15 protein-coding genes and 1 pseudogene are annotated in these 20,387 nt (G+C 72.8%); 6 read left to right on the top strand and 10 right to left on the bottom strand.

Translation table 11 applies throughout. From position 1 onward, the window contains the following. Positions 1–32: 32 nt before the first annotated feature. From murD to rsmH, 7 genes and pseudogenes are all read right to left on the bottom strand, one after another. Positions 33–1,460, bottom strand: a complete 1,428-nt coding sequence (gene murD, locus E6R18_RS03200) for a UDP-N-acetylmuramoyl-L-alanine--D-glutamate ligase (protein WP_136315404.1) — start codon at positions 1,458–1,460, stop codon at positions 33–35. After that, entirely contained in the window at positions 1,457–2,527 is a 1,071-nt protein-coding gene (gene mraY / locus E6R18_RS03195; RefSeq protein ID WP_136315287.1) for a phospho-N-acetylmuramoyl-pentapeptide-transferase, read from the bottom strand. The genes murD and mraY overlap by 4 nt, the downstream gene beginning before the upstream one ends. Continuing rightward, entirely contained in the window at positions 2,524–3,930 is a 1,407-nt protein-coding gene (murF, locus tag E6R18_RS03190) for a UDP-N-acetylmuramoyl-tripeptide--D-alanyl-D-alanine ligase (RefSeq protein ID WP_136315286.1), read from the bottom strand. The genes mraY and murF overlap by 4 nt, the downstream gene beginning before the upstream one ends. A gap of 4 nt (positions 3,931–3,934) precedes the next feature. Then, positions 3,935–5,506, bottom strand: coding sequence for a UDP-N-acetylmuramoyl-L-alanyl-D-glutamate--2,6-diaminopimelate ligase (locus E6R18_RS03185; RefSeq protein WP_206308208.1), 1,572 nt, complete (start codon positions 5,504–5,506; stop codon positions 3,935–3,937). Between the two features lie 164 nt (positions 5,507–5,670). After that, positions 5,671–7,603, bottom strand: a pseudogene (locus tag E6R18_RS03180) (penicillin-binding protein 2). 4 nt (positions 7,604–7,607) lie between these two features. After that, positions 7,608–8,111 (bottom strand): cell division protein FtsL, encoded by a 504-nt coding sequence (locus E6R18_RS03175; protein ID WP_136315403.1) that lies wholly within the window; start codon positions 8,109–8,111, stop codon positions 7,608–7,610. A 97-nt stretch (positions 8,112–8,208) separates the two neighbouring features. Continuing rightward, positions 8,209–9,174: a 16S rRNA (cytosine(1402)-N(4))-methyltransferase RsmH gene (gene rsmH, locus E6R18_RS03170; protein ID WP_136315283.1), complete on the bottom strand. Its 966-nt coding sequence runs from the start codon at positions 9,172–9,174 to the stop codon at positions 8,209–8,211. 378 nt (positions 9,175–9,552) lie between these two features. On the opposite strand from rsmH, the gene E6R18_RS03165 reads away from it, so the two are divergent. The 4 genes from E6R18_RS03165 (at position 9,553) to E6R18_RS03150 (ending at position 15,079) form a co-directional block, all read left to right on the top strand. After that, positions 9,553–10,101: a carbonic anhydrase gene (locus E6R18_RS03165; protein WP_136315282.1), complete on the top strand. Its 549-nt coding sequence runs from the start codon at positions 9,553–9,555 to the stop codon at positions 10,099–10,101. A gap of 274 nt (positions 10,102–10,375) precedes the next feature. Then, positions 10,376–11,425, top strand: a complete 1,050-nt coding sequence (locus tag E6R18_RS03160; RefSeq protein ID WP_136315281.1) for a MoxR family ATPase — start codon at positions 10,376–10,378, stop codon at positions 11,423–11,425. Further along, on the top strand, positions 11,425–12,786 hold the full coding sequence (locus E6R18_RS03155) for a DUF58 domain-containing protein (RefSeq protein ID WP_136315280.1): 1,362 nt from the start codon (positions 11,425–11,427) through the stop codon (positions 12,784–12,786). Before E6R18_RS03160 ends, E6R18_RS03155 begins: the two co-directional genes overlap by 1 nt. A 10-nt stretch (positions 12,787–12,796) precedes the next feature. Continuing rightward, positions 12,797–15,079, top strand: coding sequence for a DUF3488 and transglutaminase-like domain-containing protein (locus E6R18_RS03150; RefSeq protein WP_136315279.1), 2,283 nt, complete (start codon positions 12,797–12,799; stop codon positions 15,077–15,079). A gap of 169 nt (positions 15,080–15,248) precedes the next feature. On the opposite strand, the gene E6R18_RS03145 is transcribed toward E6R18_RS03150, so the two are convergent. The 3 genes from E6R18_RS03145 to E6R18_RS03135 all read right to left on the bottom strand — a co-directional run bounded on the left by E6R18_RS03145 (position 15,249) and on the right by E6R18_RS03135 (position 17,318). Further along, complete coding sequence (locus tag E6R18_RS03145; RefSeq protein ID WP_136315278.1) at positions 15,249–15,647, bottom strand: DUF3040 domain-containing protein; 399 nt, start codon at positions 15,645–15,647, stop codon at positions 15,249–15,251. A 285-nt stretch (positions 15,648–15,932) separates the two neighbouring features. Beyond that, entirely contained in the window at positions 15,933–16,691 is a 759-nt protein-coding gene (locus E6R18_RS03140) for a methyltransferase (protein ID WP_136315277.1), read from the bottom strand. Positions 16,692–16,790: 99 nt separating this feature from the next. Beyond that, complete coding sequence (locus tag E6R18_RS03135) at positions 16,791–17,318, bottom strand: SAV_6107 family HEPN domain-containing protein (protein WP_136315276.1); 528 nt, start codon at positions 17,316–17,318, stop codon at positions 16,791–16,793. A gap of 178 nt (positions 17,319–17,496) precedes the next feature. On the opposite strand from E6R18_RS03135, the gene E6R18_RS03130 reads away from it, so the two are divergent. Continuing rightward, positions 17,497–18,315 (top strand): ATP-binding cassette domain-containing protein, encoded by an 819-nt coding sequence (locus E6R18_RS03130; RefSeq protein WP_136315275.1) that lies wholly within the window; start codon positions 17,497–17,499, stop codon positions 18,313–18,315. After that, a complete protein-coding gene (locus E6R18_RS03125) occupies positions 18,287–20,374 on the top strand; it encodes a YhgE/Pip domain-containing protein (protein ID WP_136315274.1) in 2,088 nt (695 codons plus the stop codon). The genes E6R18_RS03130 and E6R18_RS03125 overlap by 29 nt, the downstream gene beginning before the upstream one ends. Positions 20,375–20,387: the final 13 nt, after the last annotated feature.

Raw genomic sequence — 20,387 nt, 5'->3', positions numbered from 1 at the left:
CCCGGGACGGTGCGGCGCGGCGGCCGGGCCCGTCAGGCGCTCTCGGCGGCGCGTGCGCGGACGGCGTCCGCGAATGCCTCGCCCCGCTTGTTGTAGTTGACGAACATGTCCATGGAGGCGCAGGCCGGGGCCATCAGTACGGTGTCTCCCGGCCGGGCGAGCCGTGCCGCCTCGCGGACCGCCTCGGACATCGCCCCAGTGTCGGTCCGGTCGAGGTCGACCACCGGGACCTCGGGGGCGTGTCGCGCGAGGGCTTCGCGGATCAGGGCCCGGTCCGCGCCCATCAGTACGACGCCCCGCAGGCGCTTGGCGCAGCCGGTCACCAGCTCGTCGAACGTGGCGCCCTTGGCCAGGCCGCCGGCGATCCAGACGATGGAGTCGTAGGCGGCGAGGGAGGCTTCGGCGGCGTGCGTGTTGGTGGCCTTGGAGTCGTCCACGTACGCGACCCGGTCGACGTCCGCGACGTGCTCGATGCGGTGCGGGTCGGGGCGGAAGTTGCGCAGCCCGTCGCGCACGGCGGCGGGCTCGACGCCGAAGGCGCGGGCCAGGGCGGCGGCGGCCAGGGCGTTGGCGATGTTGTGCGGGGCCGGCGGGTTGACGTCGGCGACCTCGGCGAGCTCCTGGGCCTGCTTCTGCCGGTTGGCCACGAAGGCCCGGTCCACGAGGATGCCGTCGACCACGCCGAGCTGCGAGGGTCCGGGGGTGGCGAGGGTGAAGCCGATGGCCCGGCAGCCCTCCTCGACGTCCGCCTCGCGCACCAGGTCCTCGGTGGCGGGGTCGGCGGCGTTGTACACGCAGGCGACCCGGCTGCCCTCGTAGATCCGGCCCTTGTCGGCGGCGTACGCCTCCATGGAGCCGTGCCAGTCGAGGTGGTCGGGGGCCAGGTTGAGCACGGCGGCGGAGTGGGCGCGCAGCGAGGGCGCCCAGTGCAGCTGGTAGCTGGAGAGTTCGACGGCGAGCACGTCGTAGGTCTGTTCGCCGGCCACGGCGTCCAGGAGGGAGACGCCGATGTTGCCGACGGCGGCGGTGCGCAGCCCGGCCGCCTCCAGGATGGAGGCGAGCATCCGTACGGTCGTGGTCTTGCCGTTGGTGCCGGTGACCGCGAGCCAGGGTGCTGGTTGCCTGCCGTCCAGCCCGCGCAGCCGCCAGGCGAGTTCGACGTCGCCCCAGACCGGGACGCCCGCGTCGGCGGCCGCGGCGAACAGCGGCTTGCCGGGCTTCCAGCCGGGGGCGGTGACGACGAGTTCGGTGGACGCGGGCAGGGTGTCGCCGTCGCCGAGGCGCACGGTGATGCCCCGCGCCTCCAGCTCGGCCGCCTGGGCGCGCGAGCGCTCGTCGTCCCCGTCGTTGACGACGGTGACGACGGCGCCGAGGCCGTGCAGCACCCGGGCCGCCGGGATTCCGGAGACTCCGAGCCCGGCGACCGTGACGTGCTTGCCCTGCCAGTCCACGTTGCTCACTTCTTGGCTGCCCATCCTGCGTAGAAGAGGCCGAGTCCGACGATCACGCACATGCCCTGGATGATCCAGAAGCGGACCACGACAAGGACTTCGGACCACCCCTTGAGTTCGAAGTGGTGCTGGAGCGGCGCCATGCGAAAGACGCGCTTGCCGGTCATCTTGAACGAGCCGACCTGGATGACGACGGACATCGTGATCATCACGAAGAGGCCGCCGAGCACCGCCATCAGGAACTCGGTGCGCGAGCAGATCGCGAGGCCCGCGAGCGCGCCGCCGAGGGCGAGCGAGCCGGTGTCCCCCATGAAGATCTTGGCCGGGGAGGTGTTCCACCACAGGAAGCCGAAGCAGGAGCCCATCAGCGCGGAGGCGACGACCGCGAGGTCGAGTGGATCGCGCACTTCGAAACAGGCGCTCGGGTTGGTGAGGGTGTTGGCGTTGGCGCAGGACTCCTGGAACTGCCAGAGCCCGATGAAGGTGTACGCGCCGAAGACCATCACCGACGCACCGGTGGCGAGGCCGTCCAGACCGTCCGTCAGGTTCACGCCGTTGGACATGGCGAGAATCATGAACAGGGCCCAGACGACGAAGATCACCGGGCCGATGGACCAGCCGAAGTCCTCGACGAAGGAGAGCTTGGTGGACGCCGGGGTGTTGCCCCGGGCGTCGGCGAACTGGAGCGAGAGCACCGCGAAGGCGATCCCGACTATCAGCTGGCCGGCCATCTTCGCCTTGGCCCGCAGACCGAGCGAGCGCTGCTTGACGATCTTGATGTAGTCGTCGAGGAAGCCGACGAGACCCATGCCGGCCATCAGGAAGAGGACCAGCACACCGGAGAAGCGCATCTCCTCGCCGGTGATCACCTTCGCCAGGAAGTACGCGATGAGCGTCGCCAGGATGAAGGCGATACCGCCCATCGTGGGCGTGCCCTTCTTGGAACCGTGCGTGCGCGGCCCGTCGTCCCGGATGAACTGCCCGTATCCCTTGCGGGCCAGGAGCTTGATCAGCAGCGGAGTGCCGACCAGGGTCAGGAAGAGCCCGATGGCTCCCGCGAAGAGGATCTGCCTCATCGGCCCGCGACCTCGCCCTCGGTCGCGTTCTCCAGCAGTGCCGTTACGACCTGCTCCAGGCCGACCGACCGGGACGCCTTCACCAGCACGACGTCTCCCGGGCGCAGTTCCCTGCGCAACAGGTCGACGGCAGCCTGTGCGTCGGACACGTGCACCGACTCCTCACCCCACGAACCCTCGTTGTATGCGCCCAGTTGCAGCCAGGAGGCTTCTCTGCCCCCGACCGCGACGAGCTTGCTGACGTTGAGCCGGACGGCGAGCCGTCCGACCGCGTCGTGCTCGGCGAGCGAGGCGCCGCCGAGCTCGGCCATCAGGCCGAGCACCGCCCACGTACGACGCCCCTTCCCCATGGCGGCCAGCGCGCGCAGCGCGGCCTTCATGGATTCGGGGTTGGCGTTGTAGGCGTCATTGACGAACGTCACGCCGTCCGGACGCTCGGTGACCTCCATGCGCCAGCGGGAGAGGGTGCCCGCATCGGAGAGCGCTTCGGCGATCTCGTCTGCGGACAGGCCCAGCTCATGGGCGACGGCGGCCGCGGCGAGCGCGTTCGACACGTGGTGCTCACCGTACAGGCGCATGGTCACATCGCTGCACCCGGTGGGTGTGTGGAGGCGGAACGCGGGGCGTCCGTCGTCGGTGAGGTGGACGTTCTCACCCCGTACGTCCGCATCCGCGCCTTCACCGAAGAGCACCACGCGGGCCTTGGTGCGGGAGGCCATGGCGCGTACGAGGGGGTCGTCGGCGTTGAGCACGGCGACTCCGTCCTCGGGCAGCGACTCGACCATCTCGCCCTTGGCCTGCGCGATCTGCTCCTTGCCGCCGAACTCGCCGATGTGCGCGCTGCCGACGTTGAGCACGAGGCCGATGCGCGGCGGGACGAGTCCGGTGAGATAGCGGATGTCGCCGATGTAGCGGGCACCCATTTCGAGGACCAGGTGCTGGGTCTCGTCGGTGGCGCGCAGCGCGGTGAGCGGCAGGCCGATCTCGTTGTTGAGGTTGCCCTCCGGGTAGACGGTGGGCCCCTTGCGCTCCAGGAGCTGGGCGATGAGGTCCTTGGTGGAGGTCTTGCCCGCGGAGCCGGTGAGGGCGACGACGGTGGCGCCGAGGCGGGCGACGACGGCGCGGGAGAGCGCGCCGAGGGCCGCCACCACGTCGTCCACGACGATCGCGGGCACACCGACGGGGCGGGTGGCCAGGACGAGGGCCGCGCCCGCCTCGACGGCGCGCTCGGCGTAGTCGTGGCCGTCGGCGCGTTCACCGGCGAAGGCGACGAAGAGACAGCCCGGGGTCACTTTCCGGGAGTCGATGACGACCGGCCCGCTGACGGTTGCTGCCTGATCCGGTATGTCGTGCGTCTGCCCGCCGACGATTTCGGCGATCTCGGCGAGGGAAAGGGCGATCACTTGGTCATCCCTGACTGTTGTTCTCGTGGGTGGCGGCACGGGGGGTGGCGCTCTCGTGTCCCAGGGACCGCTCGATGGCCGCGCGCAGGACCACCCGGTCGTCGAAGGGGCGGACGACGCCGTGGACGTCCTGGCCCTGCTCGTGGCCCTTGCCGGCGATGAGCACGGTGTCGCCGGGCTCGGCGCGGCCGACGACGGCGGCGACGGCCGCGGCCCGGTCGGCGTCGACCAGGACGTCACCGCGCTCGTGGACGGGCACCTCGGCGGCGCCGGCGAGCATGGCGGCGAGGATGCCGAGCGGGTCCTCGGAACGGGGGTTGTCGGAGGTGAGCACGGCGGTGTCGGCGAGCCGGGCCGCGGCGGCGCCCATCGGGCCGCGCTTGGTGGTGTCGCGGTCGCCGCCGCAGCCGAGGACGATGTGCAGCTTGCCCTTGGTGACCTTGCGCAGGGAGCGCAGCACGGACTCGACCGCGTCGGTCTTGTGCGCGTAGTCGACGAGCGCGAGGTAGGGCTGTCCGGCGTCGACGCGCTCCAGCCGTCCGGGCACCCCGGGCACGGACGCGACGCCGTCGGCCGCGGTCTGCGGGTCGATGCCGGCGACGGCGAGGGTGACGATGGCGGCCAGGGTGTTGGCGACGTTGAACGGGCCGGGCAGCGGGGCCTTGGCGTTGGCCCGCTCGCCCTTGGGGCCGACGACGGTGAAGGTGGAGCCGAGCTGGCCGACGACGACGTCCTCGGCGCGCCAGTCGGCGTCCGGGTGGCCCTCGGCGGAGAAGGTGGTGATGGGCACGGACGCCTCGGTGACGAGCCTGCGGCCGTACTCGTCGTCGTGGTTGACGACGCCCCGCCTGCTGCGCTGCGGGGTGAACAGCCGCGCCTTGGCCTGGAAGTAGTCCTCCATGCCGGAGTGGAACTCCATGTGCTCCGGGCTGAGGTTGTTGAAGACGGCGACGTCGAAGACGCAGCCGTCGACCCGGCCGAGCACCAGGGCGTGGCTGGAGACCTCCATGGTGACGGCGTCCACGCCGCGTTCGCGCATGACGGCGAACAGGGCCTGCAGGTCGGTGGCTTCCGGCGTGGTGCGTTCGGACTTGATGCGCTCGTCGCCGATGCGCATCTCCACCGTGCCGATGAGGCCGGTGCTGCGTCCGGCGCCGCGGAAGCCGCCCTCCACGAGGTAGGCGGTGGTGGTCTTGCCGGAGGTGCCGGTGATGCCGATCTGCAGGAGACCGGTGCCGGGGCGGCCGTAGATCTCGGCAGCCAGCTCACCCATTCGGCCGCGCGGGTCGTCGGTGACCAGCACCGGGATCCCGGTGGCCCGGGCGCGCTCGGCGCCGGACGGGTCGGTGAGGATGGCCGCAGCGCCGAGGCCGGCCGCCTGGGCGGCGAAGTCGGCGCCGTGCAGCCGGGCGCCCGGCAGGGCCGCGTACAGGTCTCCGGGGCGTACGGCGCGGGAGTCGTGGGTGATGCCGGTGACGTCGCCGGTGCCCGGCGGTTCGGCTCCCAGACGGGCCGCCAGCTCTCCGAGGGAGGTCGGCCGCAGCCGATCCGGGCGGGGCGCTCCCGGGTAGTTCACAGGCGCGTCCTTCTGGGTCGTTCGGGACTGTTCAGCGTGGGGCACGGCGGTGAGCGTACCGGGCGCACCGGGCCTCTCGCGAAGTGAGGGGGCCGGGGTGCGGGGGTTCCCGTTCCGGTTCCCGGGATCGGGGGTGATGGTTGTCACTGGTGGTCTCCGCGAGTTCACTCGCCGGGTTTGAAGGACACCGGCAGCCTGGCCGGCTCGCTGCCGGACGGGGGGGTCTGGAGCGTCTTGAGGGCGAATTCCATGACCTGCTTGTAGATGGGGCCGCAGGTCTGGCCGCCGAAGTGACTGCCCTTGGTGGGGTTCTGGATCGCGCAGTAGACGGTGATCTGGGGGTCGTCGGCGGGTGCGAAGCCGGCGAAGGAGGCGGTGTAGCCGTGGTAGCCGCCGCGTACCGGATCGACCCGGTTGGCCGTACCCGTCTTGCCCGCGACCCGGTAGCCGGGGATCTTGGCCGCCGTTCCGGTGCCCTCCTCGTCGTCGACCACCGACTCCAGCATGGTGGCGAGCGTCTTGGCGGTCTTCTCGCTGACCACCCTGGTCTGTTCGGGGGCCTCGGCCGGGGTGAAGCGGCCGTCGGCGCCCCTGGTGCCGCGTACGAGGCTCGGTTCGATCCGGACCCCGCCGTTGGCGATCGTGGAGTAGATCGAGGCGGCCTGCATGGCGTTGAGGGAAAGCCCCTGGCCGAACGGGATCGTGAACTGCTGCGAGGTCGACCAGTCCTGCGGCTTGGCGAGGATGCCGGGGGTCTCGCCGGGGTAGCCGAGGCCGGTGGGCGAACCGACTCCGAATTTCCTCAGATAGGAGTACAGCACCTTGTTCGACTCGGCCTGCGTCTTCCCCAGCTGCCCGGTGGCCATGATGGTGCCGATGTTGCTGGACTTGGCGAGTACGCCGTTGAGCGTGAGGTACCAGGTGGCGTGGTCGACGTCGTCCTTGAAGAGCCGGTCGCCCCGGTGCAGCCGGTTGGGGACCGTGACGTGCGTACGGGGGGTGGCGACGCCCTCCTCCAGCACGGCGGCCATGGACATCACCTTGCTGGTGGAGCCGGGCTCGTAGACGTCCTGGAGGGCCGCGTTGCCCAGGGAGGCGGCGTCGGCCTGGGAGAGGTCGTTGGGGTCGAAGCCCGGGGCGTTGGCCATGGCGAGGACCTCACCGGTGCGGGTGTTCTGCACGATGACGTAGCCGCGGTCGGCCTTGGACTTCTCGACCTGGTCGGAGATGGCCTTCTGGGCCGCCCACTGGATGTCGCGGTCGATGGTCAGCTCGATGTCGGAGCCGGCGACCGCCGGCACCTCCTTGGTGCCCGCGGTGGGCACCCGCCGGCCGCCGGACTGGGCGTACTTGATCGTGCCGTCCTCGCCGGCGAGCTCCTTGTCCAGCTGCGATTCGAGGCCGCCCGCGCCCTTGCCCTCGGCGTTGACGTAACCCAGTATCCCGGCGGCCAGCGCGCCGTTGGGGTAGACGCGCTTGGTGGTCGCCTCCTGGAAGACGCCGGCCAGCACGTTGGCGCCGGCGCCGCCGGCCGCCTTGTCCTTCGCGGCCTTCTCGGCGAAGGCGGTCTTGAGGTCCTTGATCTGCTTCCAGACCTGCGGGGTCTGCCTGCGGGCCAGGACCGCGTAGCGGCTCTTGGGCTGGGAGAGCTTCTTCGTCAGGTCGGCCGCGTCGGCGCCGAGGATCGGCGCGAGGAGGGCGGCGGCCTGCTGGGGGGCGTCGGGCGCCTTGCTGTCGGCCGGTGTGAACATCTTGGGGTCGGCCGTGATGTCGTACGCGTCGACGCTGGTGGCCAGCGCGATGCCGCCGCGGTCGGTGATCTCACCGCGCTCCGCGGCGACGGTGTAGCTCAGGTAGCGGTTCTCCTCGGCCTTCGCGGCGTACGCGTGGGCGTCGACGGCCTGGACCTGGAGGAGCCGGACGACGAACGCGATCATGACGAGCGTCAGGGCGAGGCTGACCAGCCGCAGTCTCGGGCGCGGGCTGCCCAGCCGCAGCGGCCGGCCGGAGCGGTCGCGCGGTGTCCGCCCGTCCGGCGGCGTTGCGGGGACGCGCGGGGCCGGGGACCCGGCGGCGCGGTGGTTGCTGGGGGGACACTCGGTCACCTGCCGGGGCTCGTGGAGGGCTGTGCCGCCGGTGCGCCGGAGGCCGTGGACGTGCCCGGGCCCGCCGCCGCGGTGCCGGGCGCGGGGATGGTGGCCGCGGCATCCGATGGGGTGGTCGCGGGCGGGCCGGCGGGCGTCGGCACGACCGGCGCGGGGGTGGTCGGCGACGGTGCGGCGACCGGGGCCGGCGGGGCCTTGGTGGGCACCCCGCGGACCGTGCCGTCCGGGTCGAGGAAGGCGGGGCTGCCGCCGGGGACCATGCCCAGCTCGCGGGCCCGGCGCGCCAGGGCGTCGGGCTCGGAGGAGGCGTCGACGTCGCGCTGGAGGGCCTGCTGCTCGTCGGTGAGCTCGGTGGTCCGCTTCTTCAGCTCGCTCAGCCTGAACGAGCCTTCGTTGAGCGCGGAGTTGAGCAGCAGCAGGGTGATCAGGCCGCCGCCCAGGAGCAGGACGACCAGCAGGACGAACGGGGTGCGGGCCGCGGTGCTCGGCCCGGCGGGCATCAGCCGGGTGAGCCGTGCGGCGCGTCCTTTGAGCTGCCCGGCCGGTTTGCTCACCGCACCGCTCCGTCCCCGGCGCGGACGGCCGGGCGCCGGGCGCTCACCGCTCGTCCTCGCGGATGCGCTCGGCGCCGCGCAGCCGGGCGGGGGCGGCCCGCCGGTTCTCGGCGACCTCCTCCTCGGTGGGGAGTTCGGCGCCCCGGGTGAGCAGCTTCAGCCGGGGCTGGTAGCGCTCGGGGACGACGGGCAGGCCGGGCGGCGCGGTGTTGGCGGCGCCGGCCGCGAGGACCTGCTTGACCAGCCGGTCCTCCAGCGACTGGTACGACAGGACCGCGATGCGGCCGCCGACCGCGAGGCTCCGGACGGCGGCCGGAATGGCCCGCTCCAGCACCGTGAGCTCCCCGTTGACCTCGATGCGCAGGGCCTGGAAGGTGCGCTTGGCGGGGTTGCCGCCGGTGCGCATGGCGGCCTGCGGCAGGGCTTCGCGGATCAGCTCGACGAGCCGGGCGCTGTTGGTGAAGGGCTCCTTCTCGCGCTCGCGCACGACGGCCGAGACGATCCGCTTGGCCTGCTTCTCCTCGCCGTACGCGCGCAGGATGCGCACCAGCTCGCCCGGCGGGTAGGTGTTGAGGACCTCGGCGGCGCCGATGCCGGTCGTCTGGTCCATGCGCATGTCGAGCGGGGCGTCGCGGGCGTACGCGAAGCCGCGGTCGGCCTCGTCCAGTTGCATGGAGGAGACGCCGAGGTCGAACAGGACGCCCTGCACCTTGGGGACGCCGAGCCGGTCGAGCACCTCGGGCAGTTCGTCGTAGACGGCGTGCACCAGGGTGGCGCGGCCGCCGTAGGGGGCGAGCCGTTCGCCGGAGAGCCTGAGGGCCTCCTTGTCCCGGTCCAGGGCGATCAGCCGGGCGGTGGGGAAGGCGGCGAGGAGCGCCTCGCTGTGGCCGCCGAGGCCGAGGGTGCAGTCGACGACCACGGGGGGCTGGGGGCCGGGCACCTCCAGAGCCGGTGCCAACAGGTCCAGGCATCGCTGGAGCATCACCGGGACGTGTCGGGTCTGGCTCATGCGCCCTCTCAGGCTCAGGTCCCGGGTGGCGGGACGTACGGCCTGGTCCCCGCCCGCTCGCGAAGGGGAGGTCCGCCGGCGCCGGGGAAGGGGCGTCAGCCGACCGGCGAGCGGGAGAGGGCCGGGCCGTACGTACGCCGCGCACACGGGGAAAAGTTCGAAATGTGCAGGGTGTCGGTAACTTCCCGTCACTTTAGTCCACCCTGCCACTCGATCGATTCCCGATCAATCAACCCGGCAGCGCGTCGGCCGCCGCGCTTTCACCCGCACGGACCGCCGCGGTCGGGCTTGTGGATTACCTCACAACAAGCACTGTTGTCGTTTTTTGTCCGCTTCCCCCTCCCGTCCGGGCGTGTGGCGGGGGCTAACGTCTTGTCCATGTCGACTTCCGCGTACTCCCCCGCCGAAACCTCCGCCTCCGCCGCCGACGGCACGGTCACCGACCGCCTGGTCGAGGCGAACGGCCGTTACGCCGCAGAATTCAAGGACCCCGGGATGGACGCCAAGCCGGTGCTCCGCGTCGCCGTGGTCGCCTGTATGGACGCCCGGCTCGACCTGCACAAGGCCCTCGGCCTGTCACTGGGCGACTGCCACACCATCCGCAACGCGGGCGGTGTGGTCACCGACGACGTCATCCGTTCGCTGGCGATCAGTCAGCGGGCCCTCGGCACCCGCAGCATCATCCTGATCCACCACACGAACTGCGGCATGGAGTCGATCACGGAGGACTTCCGCCAGGAGTTGGAGATGGAGGTCGGCCAGCGCCCGTCCTGGGCCGTGGAGTCCTACACCGACGCCGACCAGGACGTGCGGCAGTCGATGCAGCGCGCGCGCACCTCGCCGTTCCTGAAGTACACCGACGACGTGCGCGGTTTTGTCTTCGACGTGACCACCGGAAAGCTGCGCGAGATCGCTCCGGCTTCCTGACCCGGCTGCCCGGCCGGGGTCGCTGGAAGGTGGTGGATGAACACCTTCCGGTGACGAAATCCTCACCCAATCCGACATATCGCCCCTGGTTGTCCACAGGCGAGTGACACGAAGCGGTAACGGCAACAAGAATGCGTGAGTGACACCCCGTCGGACCTCGTCGTCCGGCGCGGTGTCCGCATTTCGGGGAGGGCCGGGCCGCACGAGGGCACCGGCCCATGACTGGGGAATCCCGTGCTCCTGGTGAGCGTGGGGCAGGGCCGAGGAGGGCCGGGTGACGACCTATGACGATCGAGCGAGCCTCACAGATCTGACCACCACCGCCGAGCGGGTGCGCAGGTCGGTGGAGGCCGTGATCGAGGGCAAGCCGGAGGTCGTACGGCTTTCGCTGACCGTGCTGCTCGCGGAGGGGCACCTGCTGATCGAGGACGTCCCCGGCGTCGGCAAGACCATGCTGGCCAAGGCGCTGGCCAGGTCCATCGACTGCTCGGTGCGCCGCATCCAGTTCACGCCCGACCTGCTGCCCTCGGACATCACCGGGGTGTCGATCTACGACCAGCAGCGCCGCGACTTCGAGTTCAAGCCGGGCGCGATCTTCGCCCAGGTCGTGATCGGTGACGAGATCAACCGCGCCTCGCCCAAGACCCAGTCCGCGCTGCTGGAGTCGATGGAGGAGCGCCAGGTCACCATCGACGGGCACACCTACGAGCTGCCCGACCCCTTCATGGTGGTGGCCACGCAGAACCCGGTGGAGATGGAGGGCACGTATCCGCTGCCCGAGGCCCAGCGCGACCGGTTCATGGCCCGGGTGTCGATCGGCTATCCCACGGCGGAGGCCGAGCTGCGGATGCTCGACGTGCACGGCGGGCTCTCCCCGCTGGACGACCTCCAGCCGGTGGCGCACGCGCACGAGATCGTGAAACTGATCGACGCGGTGCGCGCGGTCCATGTCGCCGAGGCCGTCCGCAGGTACGCGGTCCAGCTCGTCGGGGCGACCCGCCACCACCCGGACCTCCGGCTCGGTGCCTCGCCGCGCGCCACGCTGCATCTGCTGCGCGCCGCCAAGGCGTCCGCCGCGCTGAGCGGCCGGGACTACTGCCTGCCGGACGATGTGCAGGCCCTGGCCGTGGCGGTGCTCGCCCACCGGCTGCTGCCCACCGCGCAGGCCCAGCTGAACCGCCGCAGCGCCGAACAGGTCGTGCTGGAGATCCTTCAGCAGACCCCGGTGCCCACGGCCTCGGGCGGCACGGCCGTCGCCGCCCCGCACCCCCAGGCGGGCCCGGTGTACGGCGGCCTGCAGCAGCCCGGCATCCGGCGGCCGTGATGGCCGCGGCGGGGCCCGTCGCGGTGGACGGCAGCGACGACAAGGGCGGTGTACGGGCCGCGCTCGGCGGCCTGACCACCCGGGGGCGGTCCTTCCTCGCGGCCGGGATCGCCGCGGCGATCTGCGCCTACGCGCTGGGCCAGGGCGACCTGCTGCGGGTCGGTCTGCTGCTCGCCGTGCTGCCGCTGGTGTGTGTGACGGTGCTTCACCGGACCCGCTACCGGGTCGCGGGCACCCGCCGGCTCTCCCCGTCGCGGGTCCCGGCCGGTTCCGAGGCCCGCGTCCACCTGCGCATGGACAACATCTCGCGGCTTCCCACGGGCCTGCTGATGCTCCAGGACCGGGTGCCGTACGTGCTCGGCCCGCGCCCCCGGTTCGTGCTGGACCGGGTGGAGGCGGGCGGGCGGCGCGAGGTCTCCTACCGGGTGCGCTCCGACCTGCGCGGGCGCTACCCGCTCGGCCCGCTGCAGCTTCGGCTGAGCGACCCGTTCGGCATGTGCGAGCTGACGCGTTCCTTCAGCGCCTACGACACCCTGGTCGTGGTGCCCCGGACCGAGGTGCTGCCGCCGGTGCGGCTGGCCGGCGAGACCTCCGGGTACGGCGAGGGCCGTCAGCGGTCGTTGGCGCTGGCCGGCGAGGACGACGTGATCCCGCGCGGCTACCGCTACGGGGACGACCTGCGGCGCGTCCACTGGCGCTCCACCGCGCGCTACGGCGAGCTGATGGTGCGCCGCGAGGAGCAGCCGCAGCGCGCCAGGTGCACGGTCCTGCTCGACACCCGGCGGACCGCCTACCGGGGGACGGGGCCTGACTCCGCGTTCGAGTGGGCCGTCTCCGGGGCGGCCTCCACGCTGGTGCACATGCTGGAGCGCGGCTTCGCGGTCCGGCTGCTCACCGACGCGGGCGACGCGGTGCCGGGCGAGGGCGGGGGCGGCTTCGCCGGCGCCACCCAGGACACCGCGGACTCCGCAGCGCTGATGATGGACACCCTCGCGGTCGTCGAGCACTCCGACGGCGGGGGCCTGACCCACGCGTACGACGTGCTGCGCGGCGGCGACGAAGGGCTGCTGATCGCCTTCCTCGGCGATCTGGACGAGGAGCAGGCCGCAGTCGCGGCCCGGATACGGCAGCGCAGCGGCGGGGGCGTGGCCTTCGTCCTGGACGGCGACGCCTGGGTGAGCGGCACATCGCCCGCCACCCGTGCGGCGTCCGAGCAGCGGGTGCGGCCGCTGTGCGAAGCGGGGTGGACGGTGGTGCCGGTGGAGCCCGGCGCCGAGCTGACCGCGCTGTGGCAGCAGGCGGGCCGCCACGGTGCGGCGGCCGGTTCGGGTACGGCGGGATTCTCCGGGGGTTGGTCATGAGGGGGCGGTCATGAGCGGTCGTGGTCGGCTGGCGCTGTGCGCCTTCGCGGCGACGCTGATGGCGGCCTGTTCGATGCTGCCACTGGTGGACCCGGCCAACTGGCTCGTGCAGGCCGCGTTCCTGCTGGCCGTCCAGTCCGGGGTGGGCGCGCTGGGCCGGCGGGTGCTGCCCCGGCTGCTGACGGTCGCCGCCCAGGCGCTGGTCATGCTGGTGCTGCTGACGGTGGCGTTCGCGAGGGAGCAGGCCCTGGCGGGCGTGCTGCCCGGGCCGCAGTCGGTGCGGCAGCTCGCGGACCTGCTGTCGGCCGGTACGGACGATGTCGGCCGGTACGCGATTCCGGCGCCGGCCACCCCGGGCATCCGGCTGATGCTGGTGGGCGGTGTGCTGCTGGTCGGGCTCGCGGTGGAGACGCTGGCGGTGACGTTCCGCAGCGCCGCGCCCGCGGGGCTGCCGCTGCTGGCGCTCTACTCGGTCGCCGCCGGGCTCTCGGAGGGCGGCACGGACTGGCTGTGGTTCCTGCTGGCCGGCTGCGGTTATCTGCTGCTCCTGCTGGCCGAGGGGCGCGACCGGCTCTCCCAGTGGGGCCGGGTCTTCGCGGGGGCTGCGAGACCCCGGGGCGGCGGTTCGTCCGCCGGGGCCGACGCCTCGGGCGGCCGGGCGCTCGCCCCGGTGCGCACGGGGCGGCGGATCGGCGCGCTGGCCCTCGGGATCGCGCTGGTCGTGCCGGCGGCGCTGCCCGCGCTCGACAGCGGGCTGCTGACGGGTACGGGCAGCGGGGGCGGCAAGGGAGGCGGGGGCGGCACCATCTCCGCGGTGAACCCCCTGGTCTCGCTGCAGGACAACCTCAACCAGCCGGAGAACCGGCAGGTCATGTCGTACCGCACCAACACCGGCAGCCCGGGCGACTTCTATCTGCGCATCCTGGCCCTGGACCGGTTCGACGGCAACGAGTGGCGGGCCTCGACGCGCCGGCTGCAGGACGTGCCGAAGCGGTTCCCGACGCCGGCCGGCCTCTCCCCCGCCGTCACGGTCACGGAGGTCAGAACGACCGTGTCGGCCTCCGGCTCGTACCGGCAGACCTATCTGCCGCTGCCCTATCCGGCGGCCGAGGTCCGGGTCGGCGGGCGGTGGCGCTTCGAACCGGAGGGCCGCACGCTCGTCGGGGACGACGGGGAGACCACCAGCGGCGCGCAGTACTCGGTGACCAGCCTCGAAGTGCAGCCGACGTCGGAACAGCTGGCCCGTGCGGGCGTGGTCCCCGCTGAGCTGCTGCGCGAGTACACCCAGGTTCCCGATTCGCTGCCGAAGGTGGTCGCGGAGACCGCCGACCGGGTCACGAAGGGCGCGGGCAACGCCTACGAGCGGGCGGTGAAGCTCCAGGACTACTTCTCCACCGACGGCGGGTTCACGTACGACACCTCGGTCGGTTCGGGTACGGGCACCGCCGCGATCGCCCGTTTCCTCAAGGACAAGGAGGGTTTCTGCGTCCACTTCTCGTTCGCGATGGCCGCGATGGCCCGGACGCTGGGGATTCCGGCCCGGGTCGCGGTGGGCTTCACCCCGGGCACCGCGCAGTCGGACGGTTCGTACTCGGTCGGGCTGCGGGACGCGCACGCCTGGCCCGAGCTGTACTTCGAGGGCACCGGCTGGACCCGCTTCGAGCCGACGCCGACGCGTGGCTCGGTCCCGTCGTACACCCTGCCCGACGCTCCGACCGGTGACACGGCGGACCCGGCCCGGCCGGAGGCGGACGCCTCGGTGCCGGCGGCGGCCGCCCCGTCCGCGTCGGACAGCTGCCCGGCGCAGATGCGCAAGCAGGGCGAGTGCGGTCAGAGCGCGATGCCGGGGGCCGCGGCGCCGACGGACACGGGGACCCCTGCGGGCACCGTGCTCGGCATCGTCCTGGCGGCCGTGCTGGTCCTGCTGCTGCCCCTGTTGCCGATGTGCTGGCGGCTGCGGGCGCGGGCCCGCAGGCTGGGCTCCTCGGCCGGACGCACCCCCGCCGACACGACCGCGAGGACGCTGGCGGTGTGGCGGGAGGTCACCGACACGGCGTGGGACCACGGCATCCCGCCGGACGAGGCGCAGACCCCGCGCAGGGCCGCCGAGCGGCTGGTGCGCCTGGGCCGGCTGGACACGGACGCGGCGGACGCGGTGCACCGGGTCGCGGGGGCGGTGGAGCAGGTGCTGTACGCGCCGCAGCCGCGACCGGTGGCGGGTCTCGCCGCGGACGAGAGGCCCAGCCCGGCCCGCCCGGCCTGGACCCGCCGGCCGTCCCGCCAGGAGGGGTGAGGCCGGGCCGGGGCCGGGGCGGATCGCCCCCGCCCCGGCTCAAGGCCCGCCGCTTCACGCCCACGGTCCCGCCGCTTCACCGAGTCCGTATCCCCACCGCACGCGTGAGGGGCGGTCGCGATGTCCGCGACCGCCCCTCACGCATAAGCGCTGTGTACGTCTGCTGCGTCTACTGACCCTGCTCGTCACGGCGGCGCTGCCACCGCTGCTCGATCCGGTTCATCACGGACCGGCGCTGTCGGGACTGCCGGCGCTCGCCCGCACCGCCGGTGCGCACCGCCTGTTGTTCGCCCGGCTTGGGTGCCTTGCGCCAACCGGTGACCGCGAGCACCGCGCAGCCCAGCATGACGAGGAAGCCCACCACACTGATCCAGATCTGCTGGGCGACCATTCCGGCCATGAGGAGCGCGATACCCACCAGAAAGCCAGCGACTGCCTGGTAGACCCGTCGCCGGGTGTACGTACGCAGCCCACTTCCCTCGAGCGCTGTCGCGAACTTGGGATCTTCGGCGTACAGCGCTCGCTCCATTTGCTCGAGCATTCGCTGCTCGTGCTCCGAGAGCGGCACGGAGTCCTCCTCGTCGTCGGCCGCGGGGGGCGGCCGGTTTGCGGCCCTTCCAGGATAGGCAGGGAATCGTCCCCGTGAAACCCGCCCTCATTGCCAATCAGCCAGTCCGGGCCGCCACGACGGCTCAGCTGCTGAGGCGTTGATTCCCCAACCTCCGATCCGTCATGCCGGATGGTGTACCCCGATCATACGGGGCCGGAACCCCGAACGGGGCTGCTGGTGCGTACTCCGTCTGCCGCTGCGTCGCTGATCAACCGCGCTGCCGCCGGTAACCCCCGGGGGGTCTCAGCCGCGCTTGGTGCCCAGGACGTGCAGCTGGGTGGCCACCGAGTGGAACGCGGGCAGTTCGGCGGCGGCGGCCTCCAGCTTGAGCAGGGCCTCCATCGCACCGGGCTCGGTGTCCACCAGGACGCCGGGGACGAGGTCGGCGAAGACGCGGACGCCGTGGACAGCGCCGACCTCCACGTCGGCGCCGGCGACCAGGCCGGTGAGCTGTTCGGCCGTGTACCGCCGGGGCATCGGGTCGCCCTCGCCCCACCGCCCCTCCGGGTCGCCGAGCGCGTGCCTGGCCTCGGTGAAGTGGCCGGCGAGCGCGCGGGCCAGGACGGCGCCGCCCAGCCCGGCGGCGAGCAGGCTCAGGGCGCCGGCCGGGCGCAGGGCCCCGACCGCGTGCCGCACACCCTCGGCGGGGTCGTCCACGTACTCCAGGACGCCGTGGCAGAGCACCGCGTCGTAGCCACCGCGCTCCACCACGTCGAACAGGCCGAGGATGTCGCCCTGCACCCCGCGCACCCGGTCGGCGACCCCGGCCTCGGCGGCCCGGCGCTCCAGCGCGAACAGGGCGTTGGGGCTGGGGTCGACGACGGTGACCCGGTGGCCCAGACGGGCGACGGGCACGGCGAAATTGCCCGTGCCGCCGCCGGTGTCCAGCACGTCCAGGGCGTCCCTGCCGGTCGCCTTGACCCGGCGGTCGAGGGCGTCCTTGAGGACCTCCCAGACCACAGCGGTACGGAGGGAGGCGCGGGGGCGCAGCTGGTCCGACACGGCAGTTGACTCCTCGGCACGGGCCGCCGGCGGGGGCGGAGCGTGAACAGCGCAGGTGATAGGTCCCGTCCACCCTATTGCCTGGCGCCGCCCCCGCCGTCATCCCGCGTCGGGCCGCTCCCCGCGGGGCTGCGGCAGCACCGGCTGGAGCACGAGCAGCCGCTCGACCAGGCGCAGGAACATCGCCGCGTCCCGCAGCAGGTCGTCCGCGTCCCGCCGGCCGGCCGCGCCGGGTATCCCCGCCTCCGCGCGGGCCCGCCGGGCGGCGCCGGCGGCGAAGAGGGCGCTCCACTCGGCGAGCTCGGGGGCCAGCTCCGGCAGGATCTCCCAGGCGCTGCGGATCCTCTCCCGGCGCCGGCGCGAGGTCTCGGGGCGTCCCCGGACGGCGAGGACGGCCGCTGCGGTGCGCAGGGCCGCGAGGTGTGCGGTGGCGTACCGCTCGTTGGGCACGTCGAGAACAGCTGCCTCCGCCAGGCCGGCGCGGGCCTGGGCGAGGAGATCGAGGGCGGCGGGCGGCGCGGTGGTGCGCCGGACGACGGGGTGGACATCCTGGGCCGGGCCGGTCGGTGAGGGAGCAGGGCCGTCTGCGCGGCGTCGCGGAGCGGCGGCTGCGGACGAGTGGGCCATGACAGAACCTCCTGTCTCGGTAACGGCTTCGTGGCCGTCTGTATCCATCGTGACGGCCCCCACTGACAATCGACCTCGATCGGTCGCTGACCTGGGCTTTTGCTTCGATCGCGAGTTCGGGCTACCTTTTTGCACTGACCAGTCAGTTCAAAGAAGTCCGCAGAAGGGGAGGGGTTCCGTGGACAGTCCGCACGGGGCAGCCGTCAGGGCCGAGGGCCTCGGGCTCGAAGGGCCGCGCGGCTGGGCCTTCCGCGACGTGACCTTCGACGCCGGGCCCGGCTCCCTGATCGCGGTCGAGGGCCCGTCCGGCTCCGGCCGTACCTGTCTTCTGCTCGCCCTCACCGGCCGTATGCGTCCCACCGAGGGCGAAGCCTCGACCGGGGGCCTCGCCCTGCCGCGCCGGGCCGCCGCCGTACGCGGTGTCGCGGCCCTGGGCCCGGTGCCGGGGGTCAGTGAGCTCGACCCGGCGTTCACGGTCGCCGAGCACCTGCGCGAGCGGGTCCTGCTCCAGCGCCGCTACGGCGGCTCCGTGCGTGCCCTGCTGCGGTCGCCCCGGGAGCGGGCCGCCGCTGCGCGGGCCCGGATCGACGCCGCACTGGACGCCGCCGGGCTCGACCCGGCCACGCTGCCGAAGGCCGAGCGGACCGCCGTACGGGACCTGGAGCGGCTGGAGGCGCTGCGGCTGTCCGTCGCCCTCGCGCTGATCGGGCGGCCCCGGTTGCTCGCGGTGGACGACGCCGACCTCAAGCTGTCCGACGCCGAGCGGGCCGGGGCCTGGGAGCTGCTGCGTTCCGTGGCCGGCGCCGGCACGACCGTGCTGGCCGTCTGCAGCGAGGCCCCCGAGGACGCCGTCACCGTACGCACCGGCACCGCGCGCACGGACACCGCGTCCGGCACCACCACCGACGCCGAAGGGCCGGCGAAGGCCGAGCAGTCCGTCACGACCACGCACGAGGAAGGGACGGCCGATGCGTTCGCCGAGACTGGCCGCGCTTGAGCTGAGGCGCTTCGGCAGGGGGCGGCTGCCGCGCGCCGCCCTCGCCGCGCTGCTGCTGCTCCCGCTGCTCTACGGCGCCCTGTACCTGTGGTCCTTCTGGGACCCGTACGGCCGCCTGGACCGCATCCCGGTCGCCCTGGTCAACGACGACAAGGGCGCCACCGCCGACGGCAGGCGCATCGCCGCGGGCGACGAGATCACCGGCAAGCTGCTCGACTCCAAGGTCTTCGCCTGGCACGAGGTGAGCGCCGCCGATGCGGACAGGGGCGTCGAGGACGGCACGTACTACCTCTCGCTGCGCATGCCCTCCGACTTCAGCGAGCGCATCGCCTCCAGCGCGGGCGACTCCCCCGAGACCGGCGCGCTCCAGGTGCGTACCAACGACGCGAACAACTACATCGTCGGGCAGATCTCCCGGACGGTGTTCTCCGAGGTCCGCACGGCCGCGTCGGCCAACGCCTCGCGCGGATTCCTCGACCGGATCTTCATCAGCTTCTCCGACCTCCACGACCAGACGGCGAAGGCCGCCAAGGGCGCCGCCGACCTCGAGAGCGGGATCGGCAGGGCGAAGAAGGGCTCGAAGGACCTCGCGGACGGGCTGAAGGACGCGAAGTCCGGCAGCAGCGAGCTGGCCGGCGGCATCGTGAAGCTGGACAAGGGCGCGGGCGACCTGGAGACCGGCTCGCGCCAGGTCGCCGACGGCACCCAGCTGCTGGCCGACAAGGTCAACGGGGTCGCCGCCGACGTACGCCCGTTCCTGAAGGACAACGGCAAGGCCATCGGGGACACCGCCCGGCTCGTCGCCGACTCCTCCAAGACCGTGCGCGACAACCTCGACCTGCTCGTGAAGGCCGCGCCCACCGCCGCGAGCGCCGCGCACACCGCCGCCGACGACCTCGCCGAGGTCCACCGCACCCGGTGCGAGGAGCAGCCGGACCCCGACCCCGCCGTGTGCCCGCCGCTCAAGCGTGCCGTGACGGCGGCGGCCGATGTCGCGGCCGTGGCCGACGACGTGAACGCCCTGGTCGAGAACCAGAACGGCGACCTCAAGAAGCTGCGCACCCAGCTGACCACCCTGGAGAAGCAGGCGAAGGCCCTCGCCGCGCGCTCCCCGCACCTGGACGAGGACCTGGAAGCCGCCGTCAAGAAGGTCAACGCGCTCAACACCGGCGCCCACAAGGTCGCCAAGGGCGCGGACCGGCTGCACACCGGGCTGGCCACGGCCAAGACCGGTTCGGCCGACCTGAAAACCGGCGTCGGCAAGCTCGACAAGGGCGCGACGAGCCTGGACAAGGGGATGGTCCGGCTCAGCGACGGCTCCGCCACGCTCGCCCAGGGCCTCGGCGACGGCGTCGACAAGATCCCCGACTACGGCAAGAAGGACCGCGACGCCCGTACTGAGGTCATGGCCGACCCGGTGCGGCTGGCCTCCCAGTCGCTGCACCCCGCCCCCAACTACGGCACCGGCTTCGCGCCCTACTTCATCCCGCTCTCGCTCTGGGTCGGCGCGATGGTGGCGTACATGCTGATCCAGCCGCTCAGCCGGCGCGCCCTGGCCGCCGGGGCACCGGCCCGGCGGATCGCCCTCGCGGGCTGGCTGCCGGTGGCCGCGGTCGGGCTGCTCCAGGTGGCCGCGCTGATGAGCGTCCTGTACCTGGGGCCGGGCCTGCGGATGGCGCACACCGCCGGGACGCTCGGATTCCTGGCCCTGGTCACCTGCTGCTTCGCGGCGATCGTGCAGTGGCTGAACGCCTGCTTCGGGGCGGCGGGGCGCATCCTCGTCCTCGCGCTGCTGATGCTCCAGCTGACCTCGGCAGGCGGCACGTACCCCGTACAGACCAGTCCGGGCTTCTTCAACGCGATCCACCCCTACCTGCCGATGAGCTATGTCGTCGAGGGGCTGCGCCGGCTGATCACGGGCGGCGGACCGGGCCCGGTCTGGCAGGGCTGCGCGGTCCTCGTGGCCTTCACCACCGGGGCGCTCGCGCTGACCGCGCTGTCCGCGCGCCGCAAGCAGATGTGGACGCTGGAGCGGCTGCATCCGGAGCTGAGCCTGTGAGCCTGCCCGGACC

Source organism: Streptomyces sp. A1277, from assembly GCF_004795015.1.
Taxonomy (GTDB): Bacteria; Actinomycetota; Actinomycetes; order Streptomycetales; family Streptomycetaceae; genus Streptomyces.
The sequence above is the reverse complement of the archived record's forward strand: the minus strand, read 5'-3'. Positions and strand labels throughout refer to the sequence as shown.

Bases quoted from the DNA above. Each gene is read 5' to 3' on its own strand.
- mraY (WP_136315287.1), bottom strand. From the start codon at position 2,527: ATGAGGCAGATCCTCTTCGCGGGAGCCATCGGGCTCTTCCTGACCCTG.
- E6R18_RS03175 (WP_136315403.1), bottom strand. From the start codon at position 8,111: ATGCCCGCCGGGCCGAGCACCGCGGCCCGCACCCCGTTCGTCCTGCTG.
- rsmH (WP_136315283.1), bottom strand. From the start codon at position 9,174: ATGAGCCAGACCCGACACGTCCCGGTGATGCTCCAGCGATGCCTGGAC.
- E6R18_RS03165 (WP_136315282.1), top strand. From the start codon at position 9,553: ATGTCGACTTCCGCGTACTCCCCCGCCGAAACCTCCGCCTCCGCCGCC.
- E6R18_RS03155 (WP_136315280.1), top strand. From the start codon at position 11,425: ATGGCCGCGGCGGGGCCCGTCGCGGTGGACGGCAGCGACGACAAGGGC.
- E6R18_RS03150 (WP_136315279.1), top strand. From the start codon at position 12,797: ATGAGCGGTCGTGGTCGGCTGGCGCTGTGCGCCTTCGCGGCGACGCTG.
- E6R18_RS03135 (WP_136315276.1), bottom strand. From the start codon at position 17,318: ATGGCCCACTCGTCCGCAGCCGCCGCTCCGCGACGCCGCGCAGACGGC.
- E6R18_RS03125 (WP_136315274.1), top strand. From the start codon at position 18,287: ATGCGTTCGCCGAGACTGGCCGCGCTTGAGCTGAGGCGCTTCGGCAGG.